At 67.5% G+C, this 12187-nt stretch carries 8 protein-coding genes; 5 read left to right on the top strand and 3 right to left on the bottom strand.

Translation table 11 applies throughout. The features are described from left to right. Positions 1 to 59: 59 nt before the first annotated feature. Both ACFX4F_RS17020 and ACFX4F_RS17025 read right to left on the bottom strand, forming a co-directional pair. Positions 60 to 3590 (bottom strand): two-component regulator propeller domain-containing protein, encoded by a 3531-nt coding sequence (locus ACFX4F_RS17020; protein WP_380657344.1) that lies wholly within the window; start codon positions 3588 to 3590, stop codon positions 60 to 62. 96 nt (positions 3591 to 3686) lie between these two features. After that, a complete protein-coding gene (locus ACFX4F_RS17025) occupies positions 3687 to 7232 on the bottom strand; it encodes an ATP-binding protein (protein WP_380657346.1) in 3546 nt (1181 codons plus the stop codon). A 165-nt stretch (positions 7233 to 7397) separates the two neighbouring features. Between ACFX4F_RS17025 and ACFX4F_RS17030 the strand changes: the two genes are divergently transcribed. Genes ACFX4F_RS17030 through ACFX4F_RS17040 form a run of 3 tightly spaced genes read left to right on the top strand, consistent with a single transcriptional unit; the run spans position 7398 to position 9187 of the window. Next, the gene (locus ACFX4F_RS17030) at positions 7398 to 8042 is read left to right on the top strand and encodes a YceI family protein (protein ID WP_380657348.1); all 645 of its coding nucleotides are present in this window, start codon (positions 7398 to 7400) and stop codon (positions 8040 to 8042) included. After that, positions 8039 to 8611: a cytochrome b gene (locus ACFX4F_RS17035; protein ID WP_099818881.1), complete on the top strand. Its 573-nt coding sequence runs from the start codon at positions 8039 to 8041 to the stop codon at positions 8609 to 8611. The genes ACFX4F_RS17030 and ACFX4F_RS17035 overlap by 4 nt, the downstream gene beginning before the upstream one ends. 3 nt (positions 8612 to 8614) lie before the next feature. After that, entirely contained in the window at positions 8615 to 9187 is a 573-nt protein-coding gene (locus tag ACFX4F_RS17040; RefSeq protein ID WP_099818880.1) for a YceI family protein, read from the top strand. A gap of 87 nt (positions 9188 to 9274) precedes the next feature. On the opposite strand, the gene ACFX4F_RS17045 is transcribed toward ACFX4F_RS17040, so the two are convergent. After that, complete coding sequence (locus ACFX4F_RS17045) at positions 9275 to 9505, bottom strand: glutaredoxin family protein (RefSeq protein ID WP_099818879.1); 231 nt, start codon at positions 9503 to 9505, stop codon at positions 9275 to 9277. A 101-nt stretch (positions 9506 to 9606) separates the two neighbouring features. On the opposite strand from ACFX4F_RS17045, the gene ACFX4F_RS17050 reads away from it, so the two are divergent. Together ACFX4F_RS17050 and ACFX4F_RS17055 are read left to right on the top strand one after the other, a co-directional pair. Next, complete coding sequence (locus tag ACFX4F_RS17050; RefSeq protein ID WP_165377854.1) at positions 9607 to 10989, top strand: L-serine ammonia-lyase; 1383 nt, start codon at positions 9607 to 9609, stop codon at positions 10987 to 10989. Positions 10990 to 11110: 121 nt separating this feature from the next. Then, positions 11111 to 12106: an alpha/beta fold hydrolase gene (locus ACFX4F_RS17055; RefSeq protein ID WP_380657352.1), complete on the top strand. Its 996-nt coding sequence runs from the start codon at positions 11111 to 11113 to the stop codon at positions 12104 to 12106. Positions 12107 to 12187: the final 81 nt, after the last annotated feature.

Consider the following 12187-nt stretch of genomic DNA (forward strand, 5'->3'; position numbering starts at 1 on the left):
CTCCGGCCGTTGCCGTTGCTGTTGCCTCTGCGGGTGCTGGGCGCAGCCCTGCCGAACCCCTACCGCCCCAGCACGCGGGCGATCGCTTCCACCAGCAGCTCACCGGTCACCGGCTTGCGCAGGAAACCACCGATGCCAGCCGCTTCCACCTGCTGCTGCAGATCCGGGTCGGTGCGCGCGGTCACCGCCAGCAGCGGCAGCGTGTAACCCTGGTTGCGCAGATGCTGGGCCAGTTCGAAACCGCTCAGGCCCGGCAGATCCAGATCGAGCAGGCCAACGTCGAAATCGCCTGCGCTGATTTCACGCAGTGCGGCCAGCGCGTGGGCAGCGTGGACCACCTCATGGCCGCGGCTGGTGAGCAGGCCACACACCACATCGGCCACGGTCGCGTCGTCCTCCACCAGCAACACACGCAGCGAAGGCATATTGTCCACAGCGGCGGCAGCATCGCTATCGGCACCTCCGTCGCTGGCCGCCCCCTGCTGCAGCGGCAATGGCAGGCTGACACCGAAGCAGGTACCGCTACCGAGCTGGCTTTCCACGCGGATCCGGCCCTGCATGGCCAGGGCCAGCTCGCGGCAGATCGCCAGGCCCAGGCCGCTGCCGCCGTACTGCGCGGCCGTGCGCGCGCCGTCAGCCTGCTCGAAGCGCCGGAACAACCGTTGCTGTTGCTCCTGGCTGATGCCCGGTCCGGTATCGCGCACTTCAAAATGCAACCCGCGCGGCCCTTCCTCGCAGCGCGCGTGCAGCGTGATGCTGCCGCGGCTGGTGAACTTGACCGCGTTGGACAGCAGGTTGAGCAGGATCTGCCGCACCCGCATCGCATCGCCGGTCGCCTGCAGCCCTGCGGGCAACTGGTTGTCGAGGATGAACCGCAGGCCCTTCTGCGCAGCCAGCGGCCCCATCAGCGCGGCCAGATCCTGCAGCAGGCGATTGAGACCGAACGCGTTGGACTGCAGTTCCAGGCGCCCCGACTCGATCCGCGCCAGATCCAGCGCATCGTTGACCAGATGCAGCAGGTGCTCACCCGCATGCCGGATCGACTGGGTGTAGCCGCGCTGCTGCGGATCCAGCGGCGAGGCCAGCAACAGTTCACTCATGCCCAGCACGCCGGTCATCGGCGTGCGGATCTCATGGCCGAGATTGGCGAGGAAGCGCGTCTTGGCCGCCGACGCGTGCTCGGCCAGATCCTGCTTGTGCAGGGCGAGCTGGTAGGCGTGCTGGCGCTGCAGCCGGCGCCGGTACAACCAGGCGAACCAGCTGGTCAGCAGCAGTGCGATCGAGGCCAGCACCAGCAACCCGGACAGGCTGCGCCACCACGGCGGCTGCACGTGGAACTCCAGGGTCTGCACCCGCGACCAGACGTGGTCGGCCGAGCGCGCCTGCACTTCCAGCCGGTAGGCACCGGGTGGCAGGCGCGAGAACAGGCGCTCGCCTGCCGGCCCCACCTCGACCCAGTCCGGGTCGTAGCCGGCCAACCGGTAGCGGTAGGTGTTGGAGGCCGAATCGGCGAAGGACAACAGGCGCGCGACGATACGCAGGTCGCGGTCGCCATCGGCGATCTGCAGCGGCGTGTCATGGGTCAGGTCCAGCAGCTGCTCATTGCGGCGCACCTCCACCCGCTCGATCACCAGCGGCGCACGCCGGGTGGACGGTCGCACCTGCTCGGGATCGAACACCACCACGCCGGCGGGGGTACCCGCCACCATGCGCCCCGCGGCGGTTGCGATCAGGGTGTGTTCGCGGAATTCCTGGCTGGGCAGCCCATCGTGTACGCCGTACAGACGCACGCTTTCACCATCGGCACTGACCCGCACCAGGCCACGGGCACTGGTGGCCCACGCCACGCCCTGCGCGTCGACCACCAGACCGGTGGCGGAAATCGCCGGATAGCCCTGCTCCGCGCCCACCACCGCCTGCCGTTCCAACCTGCCTTGGCTCCAGAGATACCGCGACAGGCGGCCATCCTCGGACAACCAGACCTGCCCGTCCTTGCCGACATGCAGGGCATAGACCGCCGTGGCCGGCGCGCCCGGCACCGGCTGGAAGCGCTGCGCATCCGGTTGCCATTGCAGCAGGCCGCGGCTGCTGGCCAGCCAGATCCGGTCCTGCGGTCCGCATTCCACGTCCAGATTGAGCTGACCCGCCTGCAGACCGTCCTGGCCGTTTTCCAGCTGCCGGCGCACGTGCCCGTCCAGGTCGCGCTGCTGCAGGCCCGCCGACAGCATCAACCACAGGCTGTCGCCATCGCAGGTCATCATCGCCTCGATGTTGCCTTCCATGGTCGCATCCGCACCGGAGTCCCGCCCCCAGCGCCGCAGCTCGCCACGACGCGGGTCGTAGCGCATCAAGGCGTCGGTCGAGCCCACCCACACCCGTCCCTGCCGGTCTTCGCGCACCGACGTCAGCCAATGCATGCCGTTGACGAAGGTGCGGTGCTGCTCGATCACGCCCGTGCGTGGATTGAAACGGTCCAGCGCGCCATGGCTGCCGACGGTCCACACGCCACCATTGCTGGAGGGGCTGGTACCCAGCACATAGGAATTGCGCAGCGAGGACGGATCATCCTCCAGCCGCGAGAACACCGAGAACTGCCACCAGCGCGGCAGCAGATGCCACAGGCCGGCATTGGTGCTGGCCAGCCAGATGCCGCCTTCGCGATCCTCATAGGCGCCGGTCCAGTTTGGCCGCACCAGGCCACGGGCGATGGCGCTGTACAGCGGCACTGTCTGGTAACGGCCATCGATGCCCCGGCCCAGGCCGCTGCGGGTATCCAGCCAGTGCCCGCCCTGCTCGTCGCGCAGCATCATGCCCAGTACCTGGTCACCGGCCGGCAATGTCCAGGGCACGGATTCGAAACGGCCATCCGGGCGGCGCACGGTGGCCCCGGCCAGCGTGCTGATCCAGAGGCTGCCGTCGGGCTCGGCGGTCAGACCATTGATCAGCAGGCTGGGCACCAGGTCGCCGCCGATGCGTTCGAAATCGGTGCCGGTCCAGCGCGCCACGCCATGCTTGGTGCCGACCCACAGGCTGCCGTCGGCAAGCGTGGCCAGGTACGGTACCGATGCAGCTGGCAGACTGCGCGGGTTGTTGGCTTCGGGCAGGAACCGCTGCAGACGGTCATTGCTGTCCAGCCGGTACAGGCCGCCCTCGTGGGTGCCGAACCAGATCGCGCCATCCGGCGTCGCAGCCAGGCTCCAGACCGTGTTGCTGCCCATCAGCGGCTGGCTGCTGCGGTCGTAGAAGCGCAGCTGCCGGCGGTCGGCCGACATCCGCACCAGGCCGGCATTTTCAGTGCCGATCCACAGCTCGTTGCGGGCATCGACCAGTACGCTCCAGATGCGGTTGTCGCGCAGGCCATCCTCGGAACGCCAGATGCGGTAGTTGCGCCCGTCGTAGCGGGCCAGGCCATCGTTGGTGGCAATCCACAGGTAGCCGTAGCGGTCTTCGGCCATGCGGTTGACGGTGTTGGATGGCAACCCATCGAACACGGTGACCTGCCGCGGCGAAGGTGGCACCGGCTGCGCGGCAGCGGGCACCAGGCAGCACAGCAGCAGCATCAGCAGCGTCACTGCCCGCAGATACACCACCGATGGCCTCCTCACGCTGCTGTTGATGATGCCCACGCCGTGGGCGTCGGCATGGTAAACCGAAAGTTGCGCGATTCACGCCGCAGGATGCCGTACTCAGCTGATGATCTGGCGTTTACTGCGCGCTTGGGCAATCGCCGCCACCAGCAGATCGCCGGTAACCGGCTTGCGCAGGAAACCATCGAATCCGGCCGCGAGCACCTGCGTCTCGGCGTAGGCATCCGAGCGCGCGGTAACGGCCACCAACGGCAGCTCGTAGCCCATCGCGCGCAGCTGGCGGGCGATGGCGGTGCCGTCGAGTGCAGGCAGGTCGAGGTCAAGCAGGCCGACATCGAAGCCCTCGGTGGAAATCTCCGACAGCGCGCCCAGGCCATGCAGCACATGCACCACCTCATGGCCACGGCTGCGCAGCAGGCCGGCAATGACCTCGGCAACGGTTGCATCATCCTCGACCAGCAGGATGCGCAAGGCAGGCAGCGTCGGCAACGTTGCCTCGCCATCGCGGGAGGCCTGCTGCCGGCTCCAGGGCAACGGCAGCCGCACGGCGAAACGTGCGCCACGCCCCGGCTGGCTGTCGACATCGATGCGCCCCCCCATTGCCACCGCCAGTTCCTGGCAGATCGCCAGGCCCAGCCCGCTGCCGCCATAGCGCGACGCGGTCCGCGGGCCATCGGCCTGTTCGAAGCGGTGGAACAGGCGCTGCTGCTGCTCGGCGTTGATGCCCGGCCCGCTGTCGCTGACCTCGAAGGTCACCACGCCGCCGTTCTCGTCCAGGCGCGCCGCCAGTCCGACATGGCCGCGCTCGGTGAATTTGATCGCATTGCCCAGCAGGTTCAGCAGGATCTGACGGACGCGCATCTCATCGCCACTGATGCAGATCGGGCCTGGCAGGTCCCCCTCACGCCGGAACGCCAGCCTGCGCTGCTGCGCCATCGGCTGCATCAGCGCCTGCACCTGGTCCAGCAATCCGCCAAGGTCGAACGGCCGGATGTCCAGTTCCAGTCGGCCAGCCTCGATCCGTGCCAGGTCCAGCGCATCGTTGACCAGGCGCAGCAGATGGCTGCCGGCCTGCTGGATCGAGCCGGCATAGCTGCGCTGCACCGGGTCCAGTTCGGTGGCCAGCAGCAGTTCGCTCATGCCCAGGACGCCGGTCATCGGCGTGCGCACCTCGTGGCCCAGGGTCGCCAGGAAGCGGCTCTTGGCCTGCGATGCCTGCTCGGCGATCTGCTGCTTGTGCACCGTCAACTGCCACTGCTGGCGCCGCCGCAGCCGCCTGCGGATCAACCACAGCAGTGCCAGCAGCAACAGCGAGCCCAGCATCACATAGCCGAAGATCGCCATGCTGCTGCGCCACCAGGGTGGCAACACCTTGATGTGCAGCTGCTGCGAGGGCGTCCACGGGCCACTGGCCGATGCGGCCTGTACCTCGATCGCATAGGCCCCGGGCGGCAGCCGCGACAGCGTACGTTGGCCATCCCCGCCCTGTTCCACCCAGTTCTGGTCGTATCCCTCCACACGGAACCGGTAGCGGTTGCCCTGCGGGTTGGCGTAGGACAGCAGCCGCGCATCGATCTGCAGGTCACGGTCATCGGGCCCCAGCAACAGCAGGCCGGAGGTTGGCAGGGGCTGCCAGCCGCGCGCATCGTCGCGACGCACGCGCACCTGCGCGATCACCAGCTGCGACGGCGGCAGGTCGACATCCGCAGCGTTCGGATCGAAACCCACCATGCCGGTCTGGGTAACGGCCAGCACCCGGCCATCGGCATCGATTGCCGGCGGGCGTCCGGTGAACTCGGCATCGAGCAGGCCGTCGCGCTCATTGAAGATCTGCAGGCGACGCTGTTTCGGATCCCAGCGCAGCAGGCCTCGCGGTGTCGTCGCCCACAGCTGTCCGTTCGCGGCCAGGGCCAGCCCTCCCATGCTGACCGGCGGCACGCCGGCGCCGGCATCGACGCGCTGGATCAGGCGCAGGCTGAGGCCATCCCACTGGTAGCGTTCGAACGCCCCTTGGCGCGCGATCCACATCTGCCGGGGATCGATCCACACCAGATCGTAGATCGGGCCCCGGGAAACGCCTGGCACCGCTTCAAAGCGGTCCCCCTGCTCGCGCAGGATCCCCGTTTCCCCCATCACCCAGGCCCGCCCCGTGGCATCGAAGCGGATCTGTTCGACCGGTGCATCGGTATCACCACGCAGCATGGCGCCATCGAAACTGCGCAACAGGCGACCCTCGGCACTGCGCTGCTGCAGGCCCAGATTCATCACCGACACCCAGACCGTGCCATCAGGCGCCTGCCGCATCAGATCGATCCGCTGTCGCAGGTCGGAGCCGCCGCCAATGCGCCAGTCGCGCAGCGCGCGGGTGGCCGGGTCATAGACGCTGATGCGTCCGGCGCGGCCCAGCCACAGCCGCCCATCGGGACGTGGCAGCACCGACCACACCGCGCCGCCGCCCAGCTCGCGGTCGCTGGCCAGCAGGCTCAACGTCCCCTGTGCATCGATCTGGTAGACACCGTGCGCAGAACCAACGTAGTAGCTGCGACCATCGCTGGCGGCACTCAGCAGGTACTGGCTGTCCAGCGGCTTGCCATCGAACTGGTACCAGGTCGAAAAACGCCGCCAGTCTGGCGGAAGGTAGGCCAGGCCCTGGGTCAACAGCGCGACCCATAGCCCTCCCTCATGATCCTGCAGCAGGTCGAGCACGCCGCTATGGCCGGTCAGGAAGCCACTGCCACGGTCGCCCTCCAGTTTGCGCAGCACCTGGCCGTCACCGCGCAGCAGGCCATCGGAGGTGCCCGCCCAGTAGCCTCCGCGGCTGTCGGGCAGTACCAGTGCCGAGCGCAGGCCGGCGCTGTCGGCCCAGGCCGGTCGCGTTACCCGATCCTGCGCATCGATGCGGTACAGGCCGTCGTTCTGTGTGCCGACCCAGATTGCCCCATCGGCATCGCGGCTCAGCCGCAGCACGCTGACCGCCGCCAGTTCGCGCGGCGCCACGGCTTCGAAGGCCTGGCCGTTCCAGCGCGCCACGCCGGTTTCGGTTCCCACCCACAGCCGTCCCTGCGCATCGACCAGACTGCTGAAGACGGTGTTGCTGGGCAGTCCGCCGGGCTGCGCCGGATCATGCTGGAAATGTCGCAAAGAGCCGTCTTCGCCGAAACGGCAGACCCCATGGCTGCTGCTGCCGATCCACAGCGCGTGCTCGGCGTAGGCCAAGGTCCAGAACTGCCCCTGGCAGCCTTCGGTGACGGAATCGAAGGTCTTGAAGCGCTCGCGGTCGGCATCCAGGCGGGCCAGCCCCTTGCCGTTGATGCCGACCCATATCCGGTCGAGCGGGTCGACCAGCAGGGTTTCGATCTCGTTGCCGGGCAGCGAATCCGGTTGTGCCGGGTCGTGCTGCCACACCCGCAGTTCACCGCCGTCATAGCGAGCCAGGCCGCCATCGGTAGCGGCCCACACACGGCCCTGACGGTCTTCGGCCAGCGCGACCACCATGCGCGAGGGCAACCCCTCGGCGGCACCGAAACGGCGCAGGCGCGGTGTTTCCCCGGCCATGTCCAAGGTCGCGCCTGCAGCGCAAAGCGCCAACAGCACCAGACCTGCTCCTGCAATGCCTTGGCACCACCGGCGCCAGCCGCTCGTCATCCTGAACCCCCTGTCCTGTGCCGATTGTCACACAGGGCTGCAGCCATCGCTGCAACAGCCTGTTTCCGGCCACATCGGCACCACGAACTGTTGCAGCCGTGCACACAGCGTTGCGCAAGGGCTATGGGTATGATCAAGCGGTCTTTTTCCCTGAGCCCACCGCCGATGCGCCTCCGCCTGGCCCTGTTGCCGATGCTGCTTGCCGTCGCCCCCGCCTGGGCGGGCAACGATGCCTACCGCATCGATCCGGTGCACACCCGGGTGCTGTTCGCGATCGACCATGCCGGGTACTCGCAGGCGCTGGGTACGATCTCCGGAAGCCAGGGCCAGCTGCAGTTCGATAGCGACAACTGGCGGGATGCAACGCTGGACGTCGAGATTCCGGTAGCACGACTGGACCTGGGTGATGCCAAGTGGAACCAGGCCACGCTGGCGCGCAGCCTGCTCGATGGCGAACGCTTTCCCACCGCCCGCTTCGTCTCCCACCATGTCGAACCGATCGACGCGAAACGTGCCCACGTGACCGGGACATTGACCCTGCGCGGGGTCAGCCAGGAGGTCACGCTGGAGGTGACCTTGAACCAGGTCAAACGCTATCCGCTGCCGCCGTTCCGGCGTACTGCAGGATTCTCCGCCACCACGACACTGAGCCGCCGCGCCTTCGGCATCACCGCCTGGCCGGGCGTGATCGGTGATGCGGTGCAGGTGCGGATCGAGACTGAAGCCACGCTCGACCGCAGCGATTCTGCGGGAACTCCCGCGCCCCATCCCCACTCCGACAGCCAGACGGCCACCAAGGACCCTTCATGACCGCCAAGAACACCCCCGCCGCCTGGGGGAGTGTCAGCCAGACCCTGCACTGGCTGATCGCATTGCTGATTCTCGCCCTGGGCATCGTCGGCCTGACCATGGGCGAACTGCCGAAGACGCCCAAGTATTTCTGGGTCTATACCGCGCACAAGTCGATCGGCATCACCGTGCTGGCACTGGTGGTGCTGCGCCTGGGCTGGCGCCTGTATGCGGGCGCCCCCAAGCCGGTACCCGGCGTGCCGGGCTGGCAGGAGCGCATCGCCAGCGCCACCCATGTGCTGCTGTATGTGCTGATGTTCGCCATCCCGTTGTCGGGCTGGCTGTACGACTCGGCCAGCGGCCTGCGCCCGTTCCGCTGGTTCGGCCTGGTCGAGGTGCCCAAGCTGAGCGGACCGGACCCGCAGGTCGTGGCGGTTTCCCACGCGCTGCACGAATACGGCTTCTGGCTGTTGATCGCGGTGGTACTGGCCCATGCCGGTGCTGCCTTCTACCACCACCTGTTCCAGCGCGATGCCACCCTGTCCCGGATGTTGCCGCGTGGCTGGCTCGCCTCTCCCCAGAAGGATTGACCGATGAACCTGAAACTGACCACCCCGGCCGCCGTGGCCGCCGCTCTTGCCGGCATGCTGGCCACCGCACCGGTGCTCGCCGCCGATTACGCCCAGGCCCCAGGTGCCGGTTCGTTCCTGGCCTTTGCCACCAAGTACGACGGTGAAGTGTTCACCGGCAGCTTCCCGGGCTTCGCCACCAAGCTCAGCTTCGACCCCGCCAACCCGGCTGCCGGTTCGCTGGACGTGGTGATTCCGCTGGCCGGCGCCAAGAGCGGCAACAGCGATCGCGACTCCACCCTGCAGGGCGCGGACTTCTTCAACGTCGGCAAGTTCGCTACTGCACGCTACACCGCCAAGGGCTTCCGCGCGCTTGGCAACGACCAGTTCGCCGCCGATGGCACGCTGGAACTGCGTGGCGTCAGCAAGCCGGTCACCTTCACCTTCACCTGGAAGCCCGGCGCACAGCCGGTGCTGACCGGCAAGGCCACGGTCAAGCGCCTGGACTTCGGTGTCGGCGGTGGCGACTGGGCCGATACCAAGACCATCCCGGACGAAACCGCGATCAGCACGATCGTGAAGTTCGACGCGAAATAAGACGCCCTGTCGTCCGCGGTAGCGCCGGGCCATGCCCGGCGGCTTCCCCGATGGCCGCGCTTCGCGCTCGCCGGGCATGGCCCGGCGCTACCTGCCGGCGGCCAACCAGGCCTGCACCGCAGCCGCATCGAACGGCCAGTCCAGCTCCCGCCCGCCGGTCTCATCACGCAGCACCGGCAGCCGCGCCCCATAACGCGCCTCCAGCGCCGGCTGGTCATCGAGGAACACCGATTCGAACTCGGGCGCCCGCGCCTTGGCCAGTTCGGCCAGGGCCATGTCACACAGATGGCAGTCGTCACGCTGGAACAGGGTCAACACCGGGGTTTGCTCCCTTGGCGGAAATGCTGCGCCGCAGTCATGGAAGTGCGGCGTGAACCGCTAGAATAGCGGTCTCTCCCGGTACCCGCAGTACGGCAACCATGGCTGTCAGCACGTTCGACGTTTTCAAGATCGGCATTGGCCCGAGCTCCTCGCACACCGTCGGGCCGATGAGGGCCGCCGAGCGCTTCATCCATCGCTGGCTGCTCGACCCGGGCAAGCTGGGGGAGGTCGCGCGCATCCGTGCCGATGTGTACGGCTCGCTGGCGCTGACCGGTCGCGGCCACGGCACCGACAAGGCGATCCTGCTGGGCCTGGAAGGGCAGCGTCCGAACCTGATCGACCCGGACATCATCCCGTCCACGCTGGAGCGCATCCGCAGCAGCAAGCGCATCGTGCTGATGGGCCAGCACGAGATCGCCTTCGACGAAAAGCGCGACCTCGGCCTGAACAAGCGGCAGAAGCTGCCCTATCACACCAATGGCATGCGCTTCACCGCGTACAACGCCGATGACGAAGTGCTGGCCACCCGCGATTACTACTCGGTCGGCGGTGGCTTCGTGGTCAACCAGGACGATGCGGCCGATGACCGCATCGTGCCGGACGAAACGCCGTTGCCCTACCCGTTCAAGAGCGGCGACGAGCTGTTGGCGCAGACCGCACGCAGTGGCCTGAGCATCGCCCAGTTGATGTTCGAGAACGAGAAGTGCTGGCGCAGCGAAGACGAGATCCGCGACAACCTGCGCGAGATCTGGAGCGCGATGCAGGCCTGCGTGGCGCGTGGCATCCGTGAGGAAGGCGTGCTGCCGGGTGGCCTGAAAGTGGGCCGCCGCGCACCGGCGCTGTACCGCGAACTGTCGTCGAAGCCGGAAGCGGCGATGCGCGACCCGCTGACCACGCTGGACTGGGTCAACCTGTACGCGCTGGCCGTGAATGAAGAAAACGCCGCCGGCGGGCGCGTGGTCACTGCGCCCACCAATGGCGCGGCAGGCGTACTGCCGGCCGTGCTGCACTACTTCGACCGCTTCTGCCCCGGCGCGAACGAACAGCGCGTGTTCGACTTCCTGCTGACCTCGGCGGCGATCGGCATCCTGTACAAGGAAAACGCCTCGATCTCCGGCGCCGAAGTGGGCTGCCAGGGTGAGGTCGGCGTGGCCTGTTCGATGGCCGCCGGTGGCCTGGTCGCCGCGCTGGGTGGCAACCCGAGCCAGATCGAGAACGCGGCGGAAATCGGCATGGAGCACAACCTCGGCCTGACCTGTGACCCGATCGGCGGCCTGGTGCAGATTCCGTGCATCGAGCGCAACGCGATGGGCGCGGTGAAGGCGATCAACGCCTCGCGCATGGCCATGCGCGGCGACGGCAAGCACAAGGTGTCGCTGGACAAGGTCATCAAGACCATGCGCGATACCGGCCGCGACATGCAGGACAAGTACAAGGAAACCAGCCGCGGCGGGCTGGCGGTGAACGTCATCGAGTGCTGAGTTGTAGAGCCGAGCCCATGCTCGGCTGATGAGGGAGCCGAGCATGGGCTCGGCTCTACAGCGGACGGCGTCGTCACCGCTTTGCGGTTAGGCTCGAGGCTCCCCTGCTCCGGAATGTCCCATGCGCGCGATCGCTGCAGCCCTGCTTGCCTGCCTTCCGTTGTCCGCTCTCGCTGCGCCAACCTATGGGCCGCGGCTGGAGGGATTCGATTACGGCTATCCAGTGAAGACCTTTGCGCTGGAATCGCAGCGCCAGCCGTTGGAGATGGCCTATCTGGATGTCGCGCCGAAGAAGTCGCCGATCGGCGTGGTGGTGCTGCTGCATGGCAAGAACTTCTGCGCAGCGACCTGGAGGGAGACGATCAAGCCGCTGGTGGCTGCAGGCTACCGGGTGATCGCGCCGGACCAGGTGGGGTTCTGCAAATCCAGCAAGCCCGAGCGCTACCAGTATTCGTTCGGGCAGCTGGCCGACAATACCCATGCGCTGCTGCAGCAGCTGCAGCTGGGTGACGTGCCGGTGCATGTGGTCGGTCATTCGATGGGCGGCATGCTGGCCATCCGCTATGCGCTGATGTATCCGCAACAGCTGCGCAGTCTGTCGCTGATCAATCCGATCGGGCTGGAAGACTGGAAGGCGCTGGGCGTGCCCTGGCGCAGCGTGGACGCGTGGTATGCCGGCGAAATGAACATCAGCTATGACAGCATCCGCCGCTACCAGCTGGACGTGTACTACGACGGCAAGTGGAAGCCGGCGTACGAACCGTGGGCACGCATGCAGTCGGGCATGTACGAGGGCCCGGGCAAGCAGCAGGTGGCCTGGAGCCAGGCGTTGACCTCGGACATGGTGTTCAACCAACCCGTCGTCCATGAACTGAAGAATCTGCAGGTACCGACCACGTTGTTCATTGGTCAGAAGGACCGCACGGCGATCGGCCGTGACCAGGCATCGCCCGAACTGAAGGCGACGCTGGGCAACTACCCGGCACTGGGCAAAGCGGCAGCGGCGGTGATACCCGGCTCGACCCTGGTCGAGTTCGCGGCGCTGGGCCATTCGCCGCAGGTGCAGGATCCGAAGCAGTTCAATGCGGCGCTGTTGAAGGCACTCAAAGTGCGTTGACGTTCCATGACCGCCGGGCATGGCCCGGCGCTACCAGGATCGGTGTCGGTGGCGCCGGGCCATGCCCGGCGAGCGCAGCGG

The organism is Stenotrophomonas sp. YIM B13575 (assembly GCF_042787595.1).
GTDB classification, from domain to species: Bacteria; Pseudomonadota; Gammaproteobacteria; order Xanthomonadales; family Xanthomonadaceae; genus Stenotrophomonas; species Stenotrophomonas lactitubi_B.

Bases quoted from the DNA above. Each gene is read 5' to 3' on its own strand.
- ACFX4F_RS17025 (WP_380657346.1), bottom strand. From the start codon at position 7,232: ATGACGAGCGGCTGGCGCCGGTGGTGCCAAGGCATTGCAGGAGCAGGT.
- ACFX4F_RS17030 (WP_380657348.1), top strand. From the start codon at position 7,398: ATGCGCCTCCGCCTGGCCCTGTTGCCGATGCTGCTTGCCGTCGCCCCC.
- ACFX4F_RS17035 (WP_099818881.1), top strand. From the start codon at position 8,039: ATGACCGCCAAGAACACCCCCGCCGCCTGGGGGAGTGTCAGCCAGACC.
- ACFX4F_RS17040 (WP_099818880.1), top strand. From the start codon at position 8,615: ATGAACCTGAAACTGACCACCCCGGCCGCCGTGGCCGCCGCTCTTGCC.
- ACFX4F_RS17050 (WP_165377854.1), top strand. From the start codon at position 9,607: ATGGCTGTCAGCACGTTCGACGTTTTCAAGATCGGCATTGGCCCGAGC.
- ACFX4F_RS17055 (WP_380657352.1), top strand. From the start codon at position 11,111: ATGCGCGCGATCGCTGCAGCCCTGCTTGCCTGCCTTCCGTTGTCCGCT.